This is a genomic window from Bradyrhizobium sp. UFLA05-89, assembly GCF_059803475.1.
The window spans coordinates 11,860-34,739 of record NZ_JBANBA010000056.1 but is presented as its reverse complement, the minus strand read 5'-3'; the positions used below and the strand labels follow the sequence as shown (position 1 = coordinate 34,739).

Annotated in this window: 11 protein-coding genes; 6 read left to right on the top strand and 5 right to left on the bottom strand. The window is 59.2% G+C overall.

Annotated elements, in window-relative coordinates; genetic code table 11:
* The first annotated feature begins 147 nt into the window (after positions 1–147).
* The 4 genes from SO139_RS26035 to SO139_RS26020 all read left to right on the top strand — a co-directional run bounded on the left by SO139_RS26035 (position 148) and on the right by SO139_RS26020 (position 4,445).
* On the top strand, positions 148–1,470 hold the full coding sequence (locus SO139_RS26035; protein ID WP_498540826.1) for an RNA-directed DNA polymerase: 1,323 nt from the start codon (positions 148–150) through the stop codon (positions 1,468–1,470).
* A 177-nt stretch (positions 1,471–1,647) separates the two neighbouring features.
* A complete protein-coding gene (locus SO139_RS26030; protein ID WP_498540825.1) occupies positions 1,648–1,983 on the top strand; it encodes a helix-turn-helix domain-containing protein in 336 nt (111 codons plus the stop codon).
* Between the two features lie 177 nt (positions 1,984–2,160).
* A complete protein-coding gene (locus tag SO139_RS26025; protein ID WP_498540824.1) occupies positions 2,161–3,513 on the top strand; it encodes a hypothetical protein in 1,353 nt (450 codons plus the stop codon).
* Between the two features lie 17 nt (positions 3,514–3,530).
* Positions 3,531–4,445, top strand: coding sequence for a CarD family transcriptional regulator (locus SO139_RS26020; protein ID WP_498540823.1), 915 nt, complete (start codon positions 3,531–3,533; stop codon positions 4,443–4,445).
* Between the two features lie 53 nt (positions 4,446–4,498).
* Here SO139_RS26020 and SO139_RS26015 read toward each other — a convergent pair whose 3' ends face one another.
* The gene (locus tag SO139_RS26015) at positions 4,499–4,783 is read right to left on the bottom strand and encodes a hypothetical protein (protein WP_498540822.1); all 285 of its coding nucleotides are present in this window, start codon (positions 4,781–4,783) and stop codon (positions 4,499–4,501) included.
* 594 nt (positions 4,784–5,377) lie between these two features.
* Here SO139_RS26015 and SO139_RS26010 point away from each other — a divergent pair.
* Positions 5,378–6,046, top strand: coding sequence for a hypothetical protein (locus SO139_RS26010; RefSeq protein ID WP_498540821.1), 669 nt, complete (start codon positions 5,378–5,380; stop codon positions 6,044–6,046).
* A gap of 256 nt (positions 6,047–6,302) precedes the next feature.
* On the opposite strand, the gene SO139_RS26005 is transcribed toward SO139_RS26010, so the two are convergent.
* Genes SO139_RS26005 through SO139_RS25995 form a run of 3 tightly spaced genes read right to left on the bottom strand, consistent with a single transcriptional unit; the run spans position 6,303 to position 19,119 of the window.
* Positions 6,303–8,498 carry a 3'-5' exonuclease gene (locus SO139_RS26005; RefSeq protein ID WP_498540820.1) on the bottom strand — a complete coding sequence of 732 codons (2,196 nt, stop codon included), beginning with the start codon at positions 8,496–8,498 and terminating at the stop codon, positions 6,303–6,305.
* Positions 8,495–14,890 carry a DEAD/DEAH box helicase gene (locus SO139_RS26000; RefSeq protein WP_498540819.1) on the bottom strand — a complete coding sequence of 2,132 codons (6,396 nt, stop codon included), beginning with the start codon at positions 14,888–14,890 and terminating at the stop codon, positions 8,495–8,497. Before SO139_RS26000 ends, SO139_RS26005 begins: the two co-directional genes overlap by 4 nt.
* Positions 14,887–19,119: an N-6 DNA methylase gene (locus tag SO139_RS25995; protein ID WP_498540818.1), complete on the bottom strand. Its 4,233-nt coding sequence runs from the start codon at positions 19,117–19,119 to the stop codon at positions 14,887–14,889. The genes SO139_RS26000 and SO139_RS25995 overlap by 4 nt, the downstream gene beginning before the upstream one ends.
* A 369-nt stretch (positions 19,120–19,488) precedes the next feature.
* Between SO139_RS25995 and SO139_RS25990 the strand changes: the two genes are divergently transcribed.
* Complete coding sequence (locus SO139_RS25990) at positions 19,489–19,680, top strand: hypothetical protein (protein WP_498540817.1); 192 nt, start codon at positions 19,489–19,491, stop codon at positions 19,678–19,680.
* 93 nt (positions 19,681–19,773) lie between these two features.
* Here the strand turns inward: SO139_RS25990 and SO139_RS25985 are convergent, their stop codons facing one another.
* Positions 19,774–22,719, bottom strand: a complete 2,946-nt coding sequence (locus tag SO139_RS25985) for a DEAD/DEAH box helicase (RefSeq protein WP_498540816.1) — start codon at positions 22,717–22,719, stop codon at positions 19,774–19,776.
* Positions 22,720–22,880: the final 161 nt, after the last annotated feature.

Below are 22,880 nucleotides of genomic sequence, written 5' to 3'. Positions count from 1 at the left end.
CGACGACACGGCGTCCCGAATCCCGTGGCCCATCTCTTGTTGTCTAGAGCTTTGGCTGAAAACTATATCGATCTTCGCCGAAAGGCTCGCTCGTCTAAGGTTACGCTTTCGCCCCCGGTCTTCGACTGGTCGGGATCGCGGGCTCTGATGCGCCCGAGTATTGAGCTTAGGGATGACTCTCGCATCAATCTCTCATCTCGCCGAGAAGAATACGTCGTCGCGGACGTCCGGGCGTTCTTTCACTCGATATACACACACGCCATTCCTTGGGCGATTCACGGCAAGGAGTTTGCCAAGAGATATCGCGGCCCAGCGCACTACGGAAATCTGATCGACCTCCTATGCCGCAACGCGCAGGACGGACAAACTACAGGACTTCCAGTCGGCCCGGATACGTCGCGGCTGATTGCAGAGGTGGTCGCCTCGGCTGTAGACACTCATCTCCAGCAACGCTTAAAGATCGGCAATCGAGATGCTTCTCGCTATATCGACGACTACACCCTGAGCAGCCCCGACGGTGCCGACGGCGAAGAGTTGCTAGCCGCCCTGCGTCAATCAATGGCCGTTTTTGAGCTCGAACTGAACAGCGAGAAATCAGCGATCTTCCCAACATCACACCGCCAGAACATAGGCTGGCAGCAAGCCGTTCTCACGCACATTCCGCGCTCATCGCCATCGAGCGGCCGGATTGAAACCAGCGCACTACAACATTTTCTCTATCAGCTTGGCCGTGTATGCGTGGCTCACCCGGATATAAACGTCGAGAAGTTCGGGCTTCAGAACGCGCGTTCAGCAGTCATTAACGCAGATGACTGGAAAGCGCTCCAGTTCAGCCTGATTAAGGCTTACCGCCGAAATCCAAGTCTGATTTCGCTCCTTGTAGAGGCTTGCCTATTGCGACAAGTAGCTCACGGAGACGTGCAACTTGCGATCCTTGCGGAGTTCATCGAGAATCGAATCCCTGTCCTTGCGCGAGCCAACCGCACCGGTGAGATAATCTGGCTCCTTTTCCTAATGATCAGGCTTGGCCTGCGCATTCCAGCTCAGCGATTAGCACCGCTGTTTTCGATGGAGAATGCGTTTGTTGCACTTCTAACCGTCTGCCTTGACTCCCGTGGCCTAGTAAAGGGGAATATTGATCGGACTCTTTGGAATCAATCGCTGACAACCGATGGATTGCGCAGCCCAATGTGGCTTTACGCTTACGAGGCCGTCACCCAATCCTACCTTCCCGGAATAGCCGACGATTTTATCGTGCAAGATTCCTATTTTACTCTTCTGCGAGCAAAGCGCGTGCAGTTCCTTGACATCTCTCGGGGGTACACTTCGATTGGCAGAACATTGCGCAGCCTCCGAAACGAAAACGAGAGAAGCAGACGCATGCGCGAGGCGATCGAAGATGAGGATTACGACGATCTCGATGAGCTGGATGAGGGTGAGGAGGAAGAGGAGATCATCGACATTTATTGAACGCCGGCTCTAGACGCACAAATCCATGGCTCTGGAATGCGACGGGGCGCACTGGCTAGCACATGAGACATTACGTCGATAAGCACTAGAGCTGTCATCATTTTGCCTCAAGCTTTGCTTCCACCGCAACTTCGACAACACCCTCGCTACGAATCTTGAACCAAAGACGGAGAGCCGATGCACAATCGCGATGCGGAGGTGCGCGCACTATTCAATCATGTGCGGCACGCTGTCGATCTCCTTGAGCACATGATGCTTCGCCCGCCTCCACAGGACGCCCAGCAGAAACCCGAAGCCCGCCAGCCAGTAGAAAAACCTCCAGCCCCTGGGTTACAGCAGAAGATGGCTTACTCAATCAGGGAAGTGTTAGAACTCTGCGCTATCAGTCGCGCGTCGCTATACGCGGAAATTGGCAAGGGACGCCTGCGGATCGTAAAGCGTGGGCATCGATCCTTGATCCTCGCCGCCGATCTCCAAGAGTGGATAAGTAAATGGCCCGCATCCCAATCCTAGACGACTAGCTTTTGCGTTCCTAGCTGGGGTCACCGGGACCCTGGCTCCCCCTACTGCTCAAACACCAGTCGCGAACGATCCGGCTCGCCGGCCGGTCGCGAGAAGTAGCTGTTCAAGCTCTAGGGGCATGATACGCTAGGGCACTTTGGGTTGAGTGCCAGAAAGGCGTAAACCACAATGATTGTCCTGCCCTTCACGAAGAAAGCTCATGCGCGTGACCTCGCCTTAGAGCAACTTCGCCCGTTACTAGCGTTGCAGCGGCTACCGGCAGATTTTTGGAATCAGCCGTACGCGCTGTCCTTCATATTGGGCTATGTGGAAGGCGTGACGAAGCTGCTTGTCGGCGACCAAAAGGCGACCGTCAACTACGTCAGTGATGTGCAGACTGGAGTCTTGTCTGCACTCGCTCCCCAAGAGATGGAGGCGTGGCCCCAGCGGGCTGCCAAATGGCGCGGTACGCTGCCAACTGTCGAAGGCATCAGAAATGGCAAGTTTATCGCTCTGTTTCTGAACGGCGATAGAGATGCCGACGCAACCGAGCTTGCGGTGGAAGCGTTTCGGCAAGCGCGTGAACGAGCACCAGTATTTGACCAACTGAAATCGCAAACCAACGAGCGTGGCCGAGCCGGGATCATTCTGTGTGAGATCTTATTTTTCGACAAGATCAACGGCTCTCCCACCACGAGCCCGCGCCCTATGGAGCCTGTGAAGAAGGCCGAACCAGAGCCTCCTCCCAACACAAAGACAGAGCCATCCAAATCCTCAACCGTTCAGGTCTCTGACTTGTATTCGAAAGTTCGTACCGAGCTCGGTGCGGACGAGCTCGGCGTCAGGACAATCGCAGCACTCGAAGCCGAACGCCGCAACGGCGGCGTCAACGATCTCATCGAGGCCGAAATCTTCGCCAGACTCTTCAGTGACGACCAAGCACAACTAGGAGCTAACCTAGCCATCAAAGACATCGCCGATGCTAGTATTCACGCCAGGATCGTTTCGAAGTTTACGACCAAAGAAATAACTGAATCTGAGATGTATGCGCAACTAGACGCTGAGCGCGGCAAGTTCACGAAGCAAGACGTTACCGAGGCCGAAATCTTCGCCAAGAGCATTGGCGAGCTTGGAGCGGAACGTGGCAAGCTAACCGACAAAGACATTATGGAAGCCAAGATCTTTGCCAAGTTCTTTGCCCGAGCGCTCGCCAAAATCAGCGCCCAATCATCTGACAGCGCGCCCGCGTCCGAAAGTCTATCGTTCCGCGTCGCTACTATGGACCCCCAAGGCCTACCGCCATCTCATGGAACTATTTGGCTTGATAGCGACGAACTTTGGTTTACGACTCCGTCAAAGGATTTTTCCTTTGACGGGCGCTCGTATCATATATCCGGCGGCGTGGTCTGCTTTCCAAAGCACAAAATCGGACGCGAAGCGCTGTTGAAAATGCTCTGCAATGAACGTGACCTCTGGGCGCCCGGCGACGAACCTGCCCTAAAGGCACGCCTAATCCAACGCGCAGACCAATCTCGAAGTTGAAGCACTGGGGCGCCGACATGCCGTCCTTTTTGCGTATTCTTGACGACGGTAGAGCGGAAGTTTGTGAATCTAAATCACCTAACCTCGATGTGCCTTCTCACCTGGGCAAGGTGTGGCTTGATGGCAATATCGTCTGCCTTCAATTCCCAGCAATCGAAGAAATCAGGGTTGCGGGCCGCCCGCCGTTAGAACTAGTCAGCCATCTTGTACGGCTTCCTGCGGATGAAACGGGAATTGCGGCGGCCGAAGCAGTGCTCCGTTTGCGTCAGAAGATGATGGACAAAGGCGGCGAAGCATTGCTACTTGCATTCGCCGAACGCGGAACGGACCGTTCTGAAATACTGCGGCTATATCGGGAACACTCAGGCAGCGGCCTGCCTCAAGCCGACGCCAGTTCTCTCGTCGGTCCGGCCGCGCAGAGTCACGGGTTCAGAGCCAATGAATTTGTGGTGTACCCGGCTCACGGTGTTGGGCAGATCCTCGCTATTGAAGAACAAGAGATTGCCGGTGCCAAACTCGAACTTTTCGTGATCAACTTCGTCAAAGACAAAATGACCCTGCGCGTGCCGACTGCAAAGATTGCCAAAGTTGGGATGCGTAAGTTGTCCGATTGGGCCACGATCAATCGGGCGCAGCTTGTGCTCGGCTCCAAACCGCACCTTCCGGAAGGCGATTGGTCTCGAATCGCTCAAGAGTACGACGCAAAAGTGAACTCTGGAGAGATCATTGCCCTCGCGGAAGTGGTTAGGGATCTGTACCGGCCTGCAATAAATCCGGGTCAGTCATATGCCGAGCGCCAGCTTTACGACGCTGCGGTTGCTCGACTTGCCCAAGAAATATCCGTGGTCCATCACACCACCGAGGCTGACGCTGTCCGAGACATTGAATCCATCCTCATTGCGAGGCCGCGCCAATGGTCCGCGACCAACTAGTCGACATCATTCATAAAGGCACGTTCGGCGTCCGCCATGACACTTCGCCTGAACTAAAATAACAGGGCAATAAGCTGCAGCAACGCAGAAAGAAACGCAGCAGCCGCGGCAGCGCTCAATCGCGACTGCCTAGCAAACGCAGTGCTTATCGCCGCATCGTTTTCTAACTGCTCGGCACGAGCATACAGCACCTTCTGCTCAAGAAGGAACGGCTCATTGAATTGATAGTCCACCTTAAGCGGCACCTTTGCCGACAAGATCCAGAGGGCACCCGATGCCGCGGCCAGAACAACTGATAGCCACTGCAAGATTGGGCCAAGATGCGCCACGAAAGTCATCGGCAACCTCGCTAGTCTACGTTAAGCGTGCCAAGGTATTTCCCGGGTCCGGTCATATCCTCATCATCTAGGTGCGAAACTTCGTATGTTTCTTCGGACGCAAAGATATGCACCTTGCCAGTCTCGCATTCGAAAGTGATATCGCCCGCGGAGTTCTGTGTGAGCGTCTCGTATCCGCCGTAGTAATTCAGGTGGCGGGACGGCGCTTCTCCGATCACGATGATCCTGGGCTTGAGCTGGTTGAGTATGGCGTGAGGTATCCTGCCGCTGTTGCGGCCGTGATGCGCCGCAAAAAGAATGTCAACCTTTGGCCATGTAATTTCGTCAGCTCCCTTTGCCGCTCAGGACTTCATATTCGAGTATGAGTGATCTCCGGTAGTGGCCCGAACATGAAGTCCGTGCGGGACGCCAAATCGTCGGCTCATCGGGGTAGACCGGAAGCGGACGAACATCGATCCGAGCGGTGCTTTTTGACCCAACTCGGGCATCGGTACCGAGTCTTCCGTGATACACAACTGAGCAAAGTTACGAAGTGCGGGCCGGGCGCTACGATGTCTAGCGCGTTCGCCTTTTTAGATGGGCTGGGGGGCCCTTATGGCCAACATCGACGTCAACGCATATATCGACCAGCTACGCCGGTCACTGCCTTACGTTCCCCCGTTTCTTGATCGTCAGCTCAAGGCTCTCCACCGAAAACGTGACTTCGGTGGTATTGTTCGGCTTGTCCGCAGCATGATGAATGTGGATGCACGAATTACGCTTCACTGGACGAACAATCCGTCGTCAAACCGGCAAGCTCCAGCTTGGATCAGTCTGCCGAACGATATGCCGGAGTATGGCAGCCAAGCATTCAAAGACCTGAAGCTTGATATGTATATTCTTAAGTCGTTCGCGCATGAAAGCCGTTGCCACGAATTCCTAGCCGTGGTCGCGCATGAATTCTCACACGTCGTTCTTGAGTCGATTGGGCATCCGTTACGGACTGAAGAAAAGGCTGTCGATCTGACAGCAATGTTGCTTGGATTCAGTTATTCTTACCGACTGGCCGCACACGCTGTCCGCGCGTATCCTGGAAATTTATATGAAACCTCCCGTATCGGATACCTTACTGAAGATGAGCTGAATGCCGCCTGCCAAATTCTTCTCCCGCGAAATTTGCGGATGCGGCACCTAACATTAAGCTTCGCCCGACAAGGCTGGGGATGGTTGCTCGTGCTCAGTATGTGTATCGGCGCTTGGCTACATAGTATGTTGAAACACTAGAGTGGGCGCCTGAAGACCTCCAAAACACGCGCACGTCTGAACTTGGCCCTAAGCGGCGGCTTCCTCGAGACCGCAATTCTTCAGCTCTCGGGAGCTAAGCGGACGACGCCTACCGGGGAAAATTTCCTCCGACCTGCGGCCGCTAATGGAGCGCCGCCGCGCTCGGAAATTTTTCGGCTTTCCTTTTTTCTTGAGTGCCCCCCGGGGTTGGTTGCTAGAGGCTGGTGTGCTCGCCCCTTCGTTGGTGTGCCGCCATCTATGGTTTGCCAACAGACTTCGGAATGACGACGAGGTCGGTAGGTTCACCGCTCCACGAGATTCGCAGCAACTTCTTGGCGCGGGTCGCCGCGACATGGAGGAGCGATTTCTCCTGTTGCAGAATGTTGCGGCGATCGACATCGTCCGCAGCGGCTTTCAAGCGAGCGGCTGGGGGAAAGACCGACTTCGACAGGAGCGGGATCGCCACGGCCTCGAACTCGAGCCCTTTGGCGCGGTGCATGGTCGACAATCGAACTCCTGGCTGTCCACGATCGTCACCCATGTTGGGCCGGAGCCGAATGCTCTCGATGCCCGCATCACTCAGCTTGCGGGCCAGGTGGTCGATCTGGGCACCCGTGCGCAGCAAGATGCCGATGTCGGCCAGTTGTGTCCCGTCGGCCTTGAGTGCAAGAAGCCAGTCCGCCAGTGCCTTGATCTCTTTCTCCTCGCTGGGGTAGCCAACAAGTTCCGGCGGAGGACCACGGAAGGCGCTCGTATAGCCATTCAGATTATCAGTTCCCTCGTCGAGGTCATCGATAGGCACGCCTTCGAGAATCGAGACTGCCCATCGGCGTATTTCATCGCTCGTCCGGTAGTTAAGCCGCAACTGGCGCGAACGCCCGCGCACGTTGATTCCGCACGCGGTCATCGTCGCGCGCCGCGCGTAGATCCGCTGATGTGCATCGCCCACGATGAAGATCGAATTGCGGTCGCCGCCAACCTTTTCGGGTACAATGGCGCGGATGAGACGGAATGCCTGCTCGCCCATATCCTGTGCCTCATCGACAACCACGGAGCTATAAGAAAGGTTGGGGGCTTCAGCTTTCAGTATCTCGACCGCCTCGCGGTAACCGTCGTCGGGCTCAGCCAAGCTCTCATCGATCATCCGTGCGCGATAGTCGGAAAAGATCTTCCAAAGGACAGCCCGGCTGCGCCGGTCGAGCGCCGTTCCGCGACCTGTGCGAGGCACCTTGAAATACTCGCGTTCGCTCATCACGCCCTTGGCCTGTACTACCTGCTCCCACTCGGCACGAACGAATTCTTCCGAGAGCCCGACAGGCCGGCGCTGTGCGTCGAGAACCTCCCGCCATACCGTCTCGAGGCGATCTCGGTTCTCGCCGAAGTAAACGATCTCACGAGGAAATTTCTTGCGCTTGAGGAACTGGCTCACCCAACGGTCGAGGTTGATGATCTCGATCCTCGGGTTCGTCCCTTCAAGATGTTCGGGACATAGCGTCTTGAGATTCGACTGAATGTCGATGGCGAGGTTTGTAGTGAAGGTTGTGAACAGCACCTTTTCCGACAAACGTGCGGCATCTGCAGCGATCTGGTCGGCAAGGTGTTTGGCGCGATGCATCGCGACGACCGTCTTGCCAGTTCCGGCGCCGCCGCGCACCAGGGCGGGGCCGTTGTAATCGCGATAGGCGACTTTACGCTGATCGCGATGGAGAAAGATCCGCCAGCCTTCTAGGTCACCTTCGAAGACGCGACGCAGTTCGTCTTCGGTTTCCGGGATGAAGATATGCTGTCGGCTCTCGTCCGATGCGATGATGTCGGCAAATGTCGGAGCAGCCTTCTCCTCTGTATCCTCGTCGGCGCTTTTGATGCCGACGAGGGTTCTAATCTCCTCGTCGGAGTAGCCGGCCACGAGTGCAAACAGGATATCGTAGCTGGTTGCGTCGAATGCATCCTGGCTCCTGTCGAGGTCCTCCTGGTCGCGCAACTGTCGGACCTTCAGAAGTTCTTCGGCAAGGATCCCAAGCGCCAGAAGCCGTTCGTCCGGAATCGCGGCGAACAGGGCGGGTGCTTCCGCGTCGGTTGCCTTTGCTGCTCCGACTTCTTGCTCGACGTCGACGGCCTCGACCACTCGGATTCTGTTTGTGGCGGCGTCGATACGCACGTCTCGCTTCTCGGCCCAGCGATAAGCATCATCGTGGTTGTTCACGTGCAGAAACATGACGTCGTGCCCAGTGATGAACGCGATCGCGCGATAACCCTGGTCGATCCGGACTGACTTGACGCCACGGTCACCGGTACCCCTCACGCTCTCGAAATTCAGGCCGTGAGCCGAGGGGTCGCTCATGAAGCGCGTCATCATGTCGAGGAACTTCGCCGATATGCGGTCGGGAAGCTTCTTCAGCGAGCGCAGACAACCGAGGTCGTATGAGACCCTGTATTGTGTTGCGGCGTTCATGCGGCTCTTCCTTCAATCTTACGCAGCACCATGGCGACAACCTGTGTTACTGACTGGCCGGTTTCAGGCTCGAACACGATAAGGTCCCACTCCGCTGTCTCGAAGGGCTCTTCGCAGATGGCGAGGCGAGCCTGGGACCATCCGAGCTCGATCATGCCGACGACCTCCCCATCGCGGGTCACGTCGAAGCCTTGCCGATCGGGCACCGCCGCATCGGCTGCCCGCAGGGCCTCAACCAATGACCTGAAGCCTTCCCCCGCGAGGGACAGTATCTCGAGCCAGGCGCCCTCAATCGGGGCAGTTCCCACGGTGTCGACATCGGGCGCCTCGAGCGTGTCGAGACCCTGGAATTCGACGTGGAAGCCGGGCAGGTCCTGCAGAAAGTTGACGAGCCGCCACAGCCCGCGCCAAGCCTCGGAGTATCCGGGCGCGACGGTCTGGTCGCCAGGAACATCGGGCAAAGTGCCGCGGAGCAGCACTCGGCAGTCATCGACCTCGTCGCGCCAGTTGCTCGGCGCTACTTTTTTCGCCGAAAGGTAGACGTCCAGGTTGCGATCGACGATGTGGCCAAACAGGTCGGACTCTTCGAGGAAGAGACGGCCGTCATCGGACAGTGCCGAGATTCGGGGTAAGGTGGCGATGTCGCGGCCACGCCCGACGATGGTGCGCACGAGAACTGAAGCTGCGGCTCCGCAATCGATTTCCGGATACGAGAGGAGATAGAAAAGACCCTCCAGTGAGGTGCGATTCTGCAAGAAGTCTACTTCCGTCTGCAGGCCAGCCATTTCCGGCCTCACCAGCAGGTTTGCCAGGATGCCCGCGTGCGCGGGACCAAGCCGTGCCTCCGTGAATGGGTTTGGCGGGGCCGCCCCGCCTTCCTCGAGATCCTGCCAGCCCAAGGTCCATACGCGCGTATGGCCCGACCGCATGAGGAGCAACCGTGTTGTCAGATCCTCGACGACCGTGGCCGCGTGGTACTTTAGTCCATCCATTTCTACAACAATCGGCCTCGCATTTGAGCCTCCGATCGGGCTGAAAAGGAAGTCGACGCGTTTTCGAGGTACGTCGCGGAAGCGCCTATCGATTTGGACCTGAGTTTCGATGTTCCAGAAATGGCTCCTATCGCCTTCGCTGACCTTGAGGACATGGCCCATTCGACCGCCCTCGAGTACGTGCGGCTTGACGCAGCCTTCCCCGAAACGCTCGACCAATTTCTGGATGAAGCGCGACTCAAGCTTGCTTTCGACAGCGAAATTTCGCACCCGAGCGTCGATGCCGGTCTCCGTTCGCGTCAAGTTGCTCCAGCTGGCGAGGATACGGTCCATCATCTGCAGCGCGGTGTCGCGATCCGGCTCGCCGGCGCCGAACTGGGCCCGATAGGACTTGACACAGCGGAAGCAGCCAGTCTTGCCCTCGACCGCAACGCAGGGGCAGGTTCGCAGCGCTTGCGCGGCAGCCTCCACTACGGTTCGCATTGAGTCAGGATGCTGGGCGAGTTGCCGTAGATAGCCGGATCCTCCAGGAACCGCGTCATATAGAAAGAGGCTGCGGATGGCGACAAGGCCGTCGAGTTGGGCTTCGACCACCGTACTTCGGATGTGGTCGACCTTCCCGGCAAAATGTGTGCGCATGCCAAGGTTGATACCGGCAACGAAACTCTTGATGTCGTCATGGGAGGCCTCCCCCATGACGGGGACGATCATCCGGATCGATTCGGTTTCGAACTTTCGCATCAAGAAGACTTCGTCTTCCCAAGCCTCTCGTGCTAGCTCGCCATCATCGTCGCGCTTCACCTTGCACCGGGCCGTGTGCTCACCCGGGTCGTCATCACCACGAGGCGGCCGTTGAACAGTCCCGCACTCACAGCAAATTCTGAACGGGCGCGATTTGCGGTTCTCACCAGCAATTCTCGGTCCAACCGGTGCGGAGGCACGTGGCCCAAAATTGAAGTCACGAAAACCGCAACGCGCGATAAATTCGAATCCGAAGGCAGCGGCGGAGCCGTCGTGGTCCTGGCCGTACCAGGACGTCTCGATGTCGGCCGGACCATAGAAAGGAACAAGGCTGCGGTCATACCGCTTTTGCTGCCGCTCGTCGGAATCCCTAATCGCGGCCTGCTGCTCGCTGGTGACCGCAATGACTGTCTTCAGCTCGATGGCATTGTGCGTTGAGCCCCCGTCTCCCCACATCTCGTCGCTGCATCGCGGGCAATTGGCGGACGCCTCGGCGGTCGCTGTGAACTCCACATGTGAACAATTCTGGCAGAACCGAAATGTAGTCTGATCTTGCTTGTTAAGGTCGATACGCTCAATCTGGACCTCGCGACCGCTGGCGTAAAACGTCTGGCCGAGAGCAAATTCCGTAAGTGCGTTGCTTGCGGGTCGCACGTATTCGCGGGTGACGAGGTTGTCTCCGTTCTCAATTCGGCGACCATCCTCCGATTGTCGCGACAGGATCGACTTTAATTTGACGCCTTCTTCTGGGAAGGCGTAGTTCGGCAGCACCCCCTTGTCCGTCAGATAGCGCAGCACCGAGACGTCGTCTATGCTCTGGCGGATCGCATGGTTGATCTGCCCCTTGTCACGCTTAATCTCTGCGAGACGCTCGTTCAGCTTCTCCTCGGTCATTTCGTGCGCGCGGCGCTTGACTCGTTTTGCCTCTGCATCGAGTTCGTTCCGGCGTGTGATAAGCTCCTCGCGTTCGGTCCTGGCTTCGTCGAAGATCGAGCGGATCTGCCAGATCAGCGACTGATCGTCCCGGCCGGCGAGATATTCGGTTATGCGGCGCGAAACCTTGGGTCGTATTGCGACTTCGGCGGGCAGCAATGCAATGAAGTTCTTGGCGATCTCTGCACCCTTCTGCTCGAGGAAGAAGAACCAATCGAGTGGGAAGCCGTCGCCGCGGCTTTCATCGAGCTGTCGGAGGATGTTGCGCACCTTGCCGTAGTCGCCCGTCTGCTGGCCGGTCGCCACGAAGCAATCGAGCGAGAAAGCGGCCGCCTGGCGTAGCAGGACCGACAGAGCGCCGATGTACACCCCGGGTGTGCGGACTCTCCCCGACAGCATCGCCTCTGGGGCTTCCCAGAACTGCAGGTCGTGCTGCCGCGTGGTTGCGATCGTGAAGTTCAGGGAGTTGCCGTCGCGCCGGCCGGAGCGGCCAATCCGTTGGACGTAATTTGCCTCTTCGGGCGGCACCGAGCAGAGAACCAGTGTCGACAGATCGCCGATGTCGATGCCCATTTCAAGGGTGGGCGTGGCCGAGATCAGGTTGGGGGCCCAGGGTGCTTCCTTGTCAATGAACCCCCGCTCGATTTCGCGGCGCTCGTCGACCTCCAGGATGCCGGTGTGTTCGAAGCCAACCACGCGATGATTGCGGTCGGTGCCGAGCAACGCGGTCGCCGACGCCAGAAGGATGTGATCGTCCTTTTCGAGGGTACCGTGGCAGGCGATGCGTGTGCAGGGCGATCCGACGACGGAGGAATTGTCTTCGAGCGCGATTTCCTGCCGGCGGCAAGCATTGCACCGCAGATGGACCACACGATCAGTGACGGTGATGACTTCGGGTTCGATAACATAGCCATGGTCGGTCGAGGGACCGACCCTGTCGATCCGACGGACGATGCTCGCGGCCTCGAGGCAATCCATCGTCGTCTTGAAGATGATGTCGTACTGTGAAACCAGCGCGAGCGAGATCGCCGTGAAGAATTTGTCAGCCCAGTCGCGATACCAGTTGGTGGAATGGTCCTGCAACAACGGCTGATACCCTGCGCACGAGCGGAGCAGCGTGACCGGCACCGGCGCGGGTCCTTTGCGATGATTAGGGATGGGCAGCACATCCTTGATGCCGAGCGATCTGGCAGCCGCAAAATAGTTGGGTCCTCCAATGTTCCGCGGTGGGGTTTGCATCCCCTTGACGATATACTCATGTCCGACCGCGCCTCGCCGCCGCATCTGTTGCAGCAGTCCGCAGATGAAACGAGCGGCGCTCTCGCGGCTCATCTCGAAGTGACCTGATACAGCGTTAGCAAGTCGGCCAGGCAGACTGTCCGCGACCACATCGATCATGTCGGGCGAGACATCTGCCACCGCGATGCCGGAGGCCTCGAGCGACGATGACATATGCGACAGGTAAGTCAGGTCCTCGAAGTACTCCCAGCTGAGCATCCACTCGACATGAGACATAAACCGGTCGCCGTCCGGCAGATGATCGCTTCGGAGGAGCTGTTGATATGGATCCCGCCAGGTCTGGTCGCGTGTTATGAAGCTTGCCGCAAAAACCTCGTCGCCGAGTTCGGCGCGAAGCTTCGCGGGCAGCTTCTTGATAACGTCAGACAGCGTCAGGCCCTGCGTCTCGCTTTGCCTAAGCGCCTTGAAGAGGGACTTGCGGACCACCGAGACGGTGTTGCGAATTTCGGTCACCGCCGCGCGCTGTGCGGCGTCCTGCACCGAGTCGGAGAACATCAGAAGACGCGGCTTGGCTTGCGGATCCTCCTCGTTGTGCTGGGAGGCATAGAGCGTGTTGGCGAGCGCCGCAGTTACTCGCGACGCGCGCAGGCCGAACAGCAGCAGACCGTGACCATAGCCGCACGCGGGGCAGGTGCGGTCGACCGAGCCGCCGGCGGTCGGATCGTACAGCCACACAGGGCTGCGTGTGCCCGGCTCCAAGCCGTTGTCGTGGTCGCCCGGAATGAATTCGAGGCTCTCGCAGTCGAGCAATCCGGTGACGACGCCGCCACGGCCGGAGGTGCCGGCTTTCCGGCTGACGCTCTCGTGGTAGATCAACCGTAGCCGGGTCGACCGGTCGTCGAAGTATTCCTCGTAGAGCTCGTTGAGCGGTGCGCCGAGGCAATTGCCAGCGGCAGGCAGCCGGCCGATATGTGCCGTGGTGCCGCAGCGCGTGCAGTTCACGAGCGGTAACATGCGCTTCAACGCGCTCTCCTCGCGGTCGCGCGCGTGGACGAGGTCGATCGGCGAACGCTTGTTGTCGGCTTGCCATTGCGGCAGCGTTGCTACCATGCCCGCCATTTCCCGCACCCAGGTCTGGATGCGCACACCAAACAGCGGCTGCGGCACGACTTCAGAGCCTGATCGCGCCCACGCCACCAGCGAGACGATCAGTTCGGCAAGTCGCTCGCGCCCATCGAGTGTCCTCTTAGATAGCGCTTTGACCTTGCCAAGCTGCTCGGCGATGGCGTCGAGGTTGAGAGGCGCTCGGGCTTCGGCGATGATGCGCACGACCCGCTGGGTCGCGACGTGTTCGCGCAGCAGCCTTCCGAGAAGCAGACGCCAGGCGATCGATGCAGGGTCACCTTCGTGGATCTGCTCAAGCTCACCATCGTCAGGCTCAGGAAAGAGACACTTGGCGAGGTAGCGCGCTGTCTCTGCCTGACTCAGTCGCATCGAGCGATCGAGCGCCGCCTCGACCTCCGCGTCATCGGGCCACTCGAAATACTCAGCCTCGGGGAAAACCTCGTCCGGCGTCTGGCGAGTTTCGCGGATGACGGCTTCCTCGTCGAAGGTCTCGCCGAAGATCGTGCCGGCATATGCGCGCAGTTCTGTGGCAGCATCCGCGCCTGAGCCTAGCGTTGCGGACGATCCGACGCAGACCAGATGTCCGGCAGGCGTGCCGAGGCGATGCTTCAGCCGGCGGATCAGCAGCGCGAGGTCGGCGCCTTGAGCGCCGTCGAAGGTATGCAGTTCATCGACCACGAGGAAGCGCAGCGATTCCGGCGCATTCGTCGCCCAGAGCGGCTGGTCCCTGCCGCGCAGCAGCAGGTAATCGAGCATCTTGTAGTTGGTCAAAAGGACGTCCGGCGGCTTCTCCCACATGGCGGCGCGCCGCGTAATGACCTCCTGCTCGGTCATCGCGTCGCTTGGCGAGACTGGCTCGGCGTCGGCATAGATGCCAGCCCGCACGCCATTCAGCGAGGAGATATCGTTGATGGCGCGTGCAATGCGCCGCGCCTGGTCGGTCGCGAGCGCGTTCATCGGATAGATCAAGATCGCTTTAATGCCCGGCTTGCCAAGGTTGACGCGGCAGTGCTCGAGGATTGGCCAGAGGTAGGATTCGGTCTTGCCGGAGCCGGTGCCCGTCGCGACCAGCGTCGATCGCAGGCTCTTGCCGCCAAGACGTTCAAAGGCCGTCAATTGGTGCTGGTAGGGGGGAAAACGCAGCGGCACCTTGGGGAAAGGCTGTTCGAACGGTTCGCCTGGCGCGACTGACTGCTTGAAGGGCATCGCGACCGAGATCCACGGCCCCTTGATGAAATTGGCGGGTTCGGCGAGGAAGCGCTCGACCGTGCCGTCGAAGCCGACGCTCGTGGTATTGAGCGTCGCGCGAACCAGATCCTTCAGGCTCTGTTCGACCTGGCGGCCAAGAATGATTGGGTTCATGCCGCGGCCTTGTTCTCGCGATGCTTCTCGAAATACGCCCAGGCGCGTTTGTAGTCATCGATGCGGCTACAGGTATCGAACGGCCCCTCGAAGGTCCGCTTGGCACGTTTCGAACCGCCCGGCAGGAAATCGATCGTCGCCTCGCATTCGAGATGCGTCGCGCCGGAGGCGAGGATTTCGTCCCAGCGGCCGCGAGACGGCTTTCTACCGTCTTCGAGATACCCGATGCCGGGCAGGCCCTTAGAGGCAGTCCAGACGATGCGGCCTTTCTGGTCGTACCAGGTTGTGGCCTCGTATTGCTGCAGGATAGGAAAATAAATTCGATAGATGTCGATCAGTTGGTCGAGCTTCAGGCCGAGCGCCTGGGCGACCAGTACGTCGTTCTCGACCAGCGCCATGCGGCGGGCGAAATCGGACCGGAGCGCGGCCGACCGATCCCAGGTTTTCGGACCCTTGATCGGACCCTCGAGAGAAAGTCGAGCGTCACTCGAATGCCAGGCGAGCGGAGCGAGTTCACTCGCGTTATCGTTCCAGAGATCGGCATAGCTGCTGGTCAAGCAGGTCAGTCTAAGGCTTCGGTTCGTGGCCGAATCACCGAAATCTATAAACGGGAAGCGGGCCACATCAGATGCGGACAGATCGCCCCGTCCAGAGGATCGGATAAAGAAATCGAACACAAGAGATGTTGCCGCAGTCATCATCGTCAAGAGATGAGCATTGCGATCGAACGCAACGCTCTCGACAGCATGAATGTGAGCGACACCTGGAGCGATGACTGCGCCAATCAAGCTTCGTTCAGCATTGAGATTGATCCTTCGACGAAATGCCATGCGGAAAAAGTCCACATGACTCTTTGCTGGGTTCCACAAGCACCGCGGCAATCTTGAGACAAAGCCTCTGATCGGTCCGATCGGCGCATAGTTGCTGCGCGGTAGGTAGCTGTCGGGTGCAGCGCTAAGATCCACTACCTCGTAGTCGGCCTTCGTACGGCAACTTTGGTTCGGCGTCTTGTAGAGCGGGTTGCCGACGTGGAGCATCGGCCCGGAGATCACCATTTCGGATGGCCGATCTCGGAACGAGGTTTCACGCCTGATTATGCCGTCTCTCTGGGATCCGCTCTCGTGTAACACGCCACTCATCTGCCAGCTCGCTCCAACGTCACTCGAGGCTTCTCCGCCGTTTCCGGCGGCTCGAGCGATTGGCAGAGCCTCTCGAAGGGAAGGCGCAGCAGCCATTGTTCGGTAAACCTCGAGCATGCGAGCCGAGTACGGTTGAATGAAACGCCCGTGCAGGAGCGGCGTATCGTTTCCTTCGCTCAAAGTATGGATCGTTGCCAGAGCGGCCTTGTCGATGCGTACAATGCGATCCCGATGACCACTAATCTCTGCATTCCCATCTGAGGTCAAAATAGTGGGTAGCGGACCGATGCCGTCATGACGGTAAGAATCGTTAATCTGTGAAGCGAGAAAGGCGTTTGTAAACTGCTCGAAAGAAACGTCACCAGAGTATCCGCGGTAAATGTTCAAACTAAATCGGGTATAGTGCGCAATTTCTGCGAAGTTCTTGGTTTTAATGCGATTGATAAACTCGAAATGCTTCGAGATTCGTCCGTACCACTCGCGTCGAAAATTGCCGGCTTTTGGATCGGTCAGATGGCCATCCTGATGGATCAGAGCGACGCAGCCGGCAGGTGAAACCAGACGGAATCCCAAGTCGAGAAAACAACGGTACAAATTGTTCTGGCCGCCGCCGGCAAATGGATTCATGACTTCAGAACCAGTTGCGGTCATTGCCCCCTTTGTTGAAGTGTAGGCAGCCAAGAACCTGTCTCGGTCGGCGTTCCTTAAAAGAACAGTGGCTCGTGCTTTCCGAGTATCAACCGCTGACAATTTGCGCGTGACAAATCCGGGATCGAGGTCTCCAAGTACATCGGCCTCATTCCACGACGGTTTGGCCCAGGGCGGATTACCGACGATGACGTCGAAGCCGCCGCGAGTTCTCAAGACGTCCGCAAAGATCAGGTCGTGGTGAGTGAACCGCTCACGTTGGGCTACCTCCATCGCCACGCCGAGCCATTCGACTTCCTGGATAAGCGCGTCGACGTCGGTTTCGTGGAAAAGCGCTGCCTGCTTCTTTTTCGGCGCCGACTTCGAGCCTGCTTTCTCATCGGCCTTGATTTGGTCGAACAGATCGCGCTCGGGCGCAGAAAATTCCTCGATGCTCGGAACCGCGATCGATCCGTCCGGCATGAAGCCGCCTTCGAGGATCAGTGTCATGCCATGCAAGAATTCCTGGCGCGACGGCAGCAGATGCGCCTTGTCTAGCGGCCACAGCCACAGGGCGCACCAGGCGTCCATCGCCGTCTTCAGCCGCTTGTAGGGCAGCGTGTTGGAGGCGCGGTCCGCGCCGATCAGCTTCTGCAGGTACCGGTCCTTCTCGTGGAAGTCGAGCCCGCGAACGCCAGGCATTTCGTTGTCTAGCCAGATCGTGATCGCGTCATTGGTCGAGGCACGGCTTTTTGCGAGATCGTCGGCCACGATGTCGAACAGTTCCTCGGCGATGCGGCTGAGCTTCTGCAGCAGCTTGGTTTCATGGGGCTCGAGCCTGGCGAAGAAGCCGTCCTTTCGCCAAGCCTTGATCTTTTTCTGCGCTTCAACCGCAAATTCGGCGATTGACTTGTCGGAGTCGAACCGTGCCATGTCCTCGGCTGGCAGCAGGAACTGCCAGATGTGACCTTCAGGCAGGTCGCCGCGCCAGCCGATCTCCTGCGGCTTGTGGCTGTACCAGAGATCGTCCTTCTTACTCGCCGACATCAGTGAAGGCGCATAGGACGCGCGCCTCGCGCCGACGAGCGAGTTGCCGGCGTGGAGCTGGTCGCGGAACCAGGGCGAGAACTCGCTGGCATGCAGGCCATTGAGCCACAGTGAGATCGCGCCGAGCTCGGTCGCGACTGGGTTCATGTCGACGCCGAAGCAATTGCGATCGGAGATGAAGGCTCGGACTTTCTGCTTCTCCAACGCGACCTGGTCCTGAGGGATCGTCCTGCCGGTCTCCTTCTGCTTGCGCTCGAGATAGATGTCGGCAAGCTGGTTGGTCGTTTCCACCAGGAACGCGGCCGATCCCATTGCCGGCTCGAGGATCTTCAGATCAAGGATCTCGTCGGCTGCAAGGTCCTTACAGCGCTCCTGCAGCGCATGTCTCACCAACAGCCGCGCGAGCGCCTCGGGCGTGTAGTAGGATGCCGACTTCTCGCGGTCGCGGCCGGCCAGGCGGTAGATGAAGCTACCCTTTGGATAGACCCGGGCCTCGGGCCCGTTGAAGATGACCTGTTCCGGCTTGAATTCGCTGGCACGGCTGCGTGGCACGAAATAGCTCGGCACTAGCAAGTCGACGTCGTCCCGCCGCGACGCGGTTTCGGCGTCGCCGTCCTCGTCGTCCTCGTCTTCGACCTCGTCCGCATCCTGGCTCGCGTCGGACGTTTCGTTGTCCTCTTCAGCAGCCAGCGAACCGCGACCGCTCGGAGGCCGGAGCTCGATGAGATCATGCTTAGCGACCACGCCGGTGAACGAGATCAGCGTTTCGTAGACGGCGCCGAGCTGGCCGATGCCCAGCTTCGCGTAGGAAATCCGCGCCGTGCCGTTGCTAGATTGCTTGAGTGAAAGCAGACGGATGACTTTCTGTACGGCCTCGTTGCGAAGCCTGATCGAGTTCAGGATCGGCGTGCTTTCGGGATCGAGCAGCGAGACCTTCACGGCCGGAAGGCGCATAGCGCCGCCGCTGCCGCTGTAGAGCAGGCCGAGCGTGCGCTGCAGGCTCTCCCAGAGATAGGTGCCGTTCTTTTCAGCCGGCGTGCGCAGGCGGACGGATTCCAGTTCGCGTAACGCCTCGATGCTGTAGCCGCTGGCGTAGACCGGATCTCTGAGGTTCAGCACATCTAGCCGCGGGTTGGCCTCAGCATAGAACAGAAACAGCAGGCGGTACATGTAGCGCAGGCATTCGAGCGACAGTTCGGGTCCGTCGATCCAGACGCCGTTGCGCGGACCAGAGGGATACTTGCCCTCGGTGATGTCGAGTAGCTCCTGTCCGAGGATCTCGATAGCGTCCCGGACAGTCCGCTTTAGCGAGGTCGTGACCGCATTTGCGTTGCGCTGGGCCTCTTCCTCGATGCGGTCGGCGATCGGTATGCCCTGATCAGGCACCCGCGCCTCGCGCGACAACAGGCACGCCATGGTCGCGAGCGTGTCCTTGTCCTGGCGCGAGAAGATCTCCTGCAGATCGAACCGCAGGACCGAGCGCGCCGGCCACTTGTGACGGTCGACCAGCACGATCTGGGATAGCCCGAACACTATGACGAGCCGGGGAGGACGGTGCAGCTCGAAAATGCCGTCGCCTAGGATTTCCTCGATCGCGCGCTCGGTCTCGGCGAACTCGCGTTCGTCGTTCGGAAACTGCTCGGCCCGAAAATTCAGCGACAGCGGGTCCGTGCTCTCGTCATCGACGCTAACGAGCGGTGCTTCAATCAGCCAAGCGACATCGCGTCCCTCGACATCAGCAACGCTCGCCAGCGCCGGGACAAGGGTCTCGCCCCGGAGCGCAGTATGCAGGCTCTTTCGATCGTACTTATAGCCGAGCGCCGTCACGAGCGCGTAAGTGATCTTCTGGCGCCACTCGGTGCCGGTGGCGGCATCGGTGGCATTGCGGATCTTACGCAACGCAACGAGATACGGCTCACAGCAGCCCGCGAGGCGATCGATCGGGTTTTCGCCATCGACAGCCTTGGACCAGCGTGATGCGATCTCGCGCAGCTCGTCCTGCAGCGAGTCCGACAGTGCGCCAGCCGGGAAGAATTCGGCCTCGTTCTCGATTCCGATCAGATCCATTGCTCACCCAACGAACACGGCCTTGATTGCAACGAACGGATTAGGGTCATCCACTATTCGCCGCCGGCTTGAGTGCCAGGCCGCGAGGTCGGCGAAGATTGTGTCGATCTCGGCCGCGCGATTCTGGCGCCGGGTTTTCTGGCGACGTTGCTGGATGGTCAACTGTGAACCGTCCTGAGGGACATCGGCAAATTTCAAATCGAGATCGGCGCGGAAGCGCACCTCAAGGCCGGCAAGCCGTTCGAGCGTAGCGTCGAGGCTAGTTTCGATCTCGGCCTGGCGCTCCTTGCGCAGCTTGACGAGGTGCGACTGGAACGCATCGACGGCCGGCCCAAGCGTCCTGGCCGCGGTCTCCACGTCCGGCTTGCCCTTGTTCGGGACGCTTCCTGCAAGGCCCGTACGGGCCACGAAATCACTGACCTGCTCGATGCCGGTGACACGGCCATTTCGCAGCGTCACCGCCGCCCAGCAGTCCACTACCGGTGCGCCAAGTTCATTCGGCACCGCGCCATGCAGGATGACGACGACCTCGCCCTCGGCAAGGCGGCCACGCAGAATGCAGAGCGGCGCACTCATTTCCGGGAAGAACGTCTCCGCGCGATCGCCGAACCAGTCAAGGATCGGATGGCCGTCCCACAGATACTGGACGTGCGGCCAACTCCGCTCGTCGGTCTTAGCCTGCGCGATCGCGGTGTTTATGACCTCAGCACGGTCGGACAGCTCGACCGTGCCGCCCTTGCCGACGGCTTCGATCGGCATGTAGCGGTCGTCCACTTGGTCGGTTCGGCCATAGCCAAGTCCGCCGTCGCTCATCATGTCGCCCGGGATCGGAAGGCTGATAATGCGGGCAGTCTGGTCGACGTCTGGCGCGGTATCGAAGACCCTCTCGTTCGGCTCGGCGAGCCTTTGCAGCATTGCCTCGGCGTAGGCGAACGTGTCCGGAAAAAGTCGTGGCGGCATTTCCACGCCCGACGCACTTGTTGTCGGCACAGCCAAGGAACTGTCAACGCCCTGATAGTCTCCAAACAGCGCGTCGAACTCATCGTCGACGGTCTTGGCCCTTGATGCATTTGCGGCGCGTTGATCCATTTCGGCGGCGAAGGTTTCTGCGCCCCTGCCATCGCTGACGGCCCTGGCGACGACCTCCTCCTCGCGCTCGACGTCGCCGGCACCGAGGAAGACGGCGGGATCGCCGACGCCGTCCTGGGCCGCCTCGTCCTTCTCGACCAACTTCTCAAGCACCCACATGTCGCGCACTTTTGGATGACGGCTCTCGCCGACGAAGTAGTAGATCTGCGGCGGTCGGTCCTGACCATAGCGGTCGACGCGCCCGTTGCGCTGTTGGAAGCGCAGCAGCGACCAAGGCAGGTCGAAATGGACCAGCCGATGACTCTGAAAATGCAGATTGAGACCTTCGGAGGCCATGTCGGAGGCGAGCAGGATGCGAATCGGCGACCGCTCCTGGCCAAAATCCTCGAGCACCTGCTGTGTCTTCGCGTCCGCCTCGACGCTGGCACCATCGACGCGTCCGATCATCTCAGGCGAGAGGCCAAGATCGGCGGTGAGGCGCTCCTCCAGCCATGCGAGCGTCCGGATGCGCTCCGAGAAGACTACAAGACGATCGCGCCGGTCCTTGCCGGCCCATTTGATGTCCTTCAGCAGTTGCAGGAAGTCCTGGTACTTCCGAAAATCGCTGGGTTCGATTGAGGAAAGTAGTTCGGCCAGATCGGATAGCTTCTGCTTGTCGGCTTCGCTGCCTTTGCCTGTGCCCCGCTCAATGCGGGCAATCCGTCCCCTCACGGTCTCGAGACAGGCAGCGGGGCTGGAGAAAATCGCTTTCGCAAGGGTCGTACGGAAAAGATCGATGGCGCGGCTTGCTGGTGCATCCATGTCAAGATCGAGCTTGAGCTCGGCGATCATTGTGTAGGCCGCTTCCTCCTTGTCGCTCAAAGGGAAACCGCGGCGATGAAGTTCGCGCGGCGGGATCGTCGACTGGAGCGCCGCCAGCACTTCAGGAGAAGTGCGGAAGCGGCGGATGACGAGATCCTCGATGTCGTCGCGATGCAGTTTCTCGGGATCGGGGACCCGCGTCGGGTCCAGCATCTCGATCAGGCTTGCAAAGCTTTCCCTGGAGCCGTCATGCGGTGTCGCGGTCAGCAGCAACAGCGAGTCGGCCTTGCGCGACAGAAGCTTCGCCAGCTTCGATCGAAGGCTCAGATTGCCGCCGCCCCTGACTCGCTTGGCGGCGTTGTGGGCCTCGTCGATGATGATCAGGTCCCAGCTTGACTGCTCGATCGCCGCCCGGATCTGGCTGTCCTGTTTCAGAGTGTCGATCGAGACGATCGATCGGTCGAACTGATCGAACACGTTGTAGTGCGCGGGGATCTGGTTGCGCATCCGCCGGATGGCCGCACTGTCGAGGCGCGACAGCGGGATCGAGAAGCGGGTCCAGAACTCCTTCTGGAATTGCGCCAGCATGGCGCGGGTGGTGACGACCAATATCCGGTCGGCCCGGCCCCTGAGAATCAGCTCGGAGGTGATTAGGCCAGCCTCCAGCGTCTTACCCAGACCGACGTCGTCGGCGATCAGCAGCCGCACCCGGTCCTGTGCCAGCGCCATTTTTACCGGGACATGCTGGAAGGCGAGATCGTCGATAGCGGCCTTGCCGAGCGTCAGTGGCTGCGATGTCGTGGTTGGCGTCGACCTGAATGCCGACTCCAGGAACAGCTTGGTGTCGAGAAAGCCGGCCGAGTGGTCGCGTTCGAGCGCAATCTTCGCTGGGTCGAGCACGGCGTAGTCGTCCTCGAGTTCGACAACAAACCGCGCCGTCTTGCCCTTCACAAGGCCGGACATCCCGCGGCAGGAGACGACATTGCCGTGCGCCCGCCGCTCATGGCCCGTGACCTTCCAGGTCGACGACCGCACCCGGATTAATGTACCGACGTTCATGGAGTTACCCGTCCCAATGGCAGACGGTCCTTCAAACAGCCTGAGAGTTCAATAGGTTTTTGGAGCCCAAGTCATTGATCTTTTGGATAAAAGTGAATCTGTGGAAAACTGTCCGCCGTGGTGCTTAGGTCCATTTCTCCTCGCACGCGCGAAGGTCACAA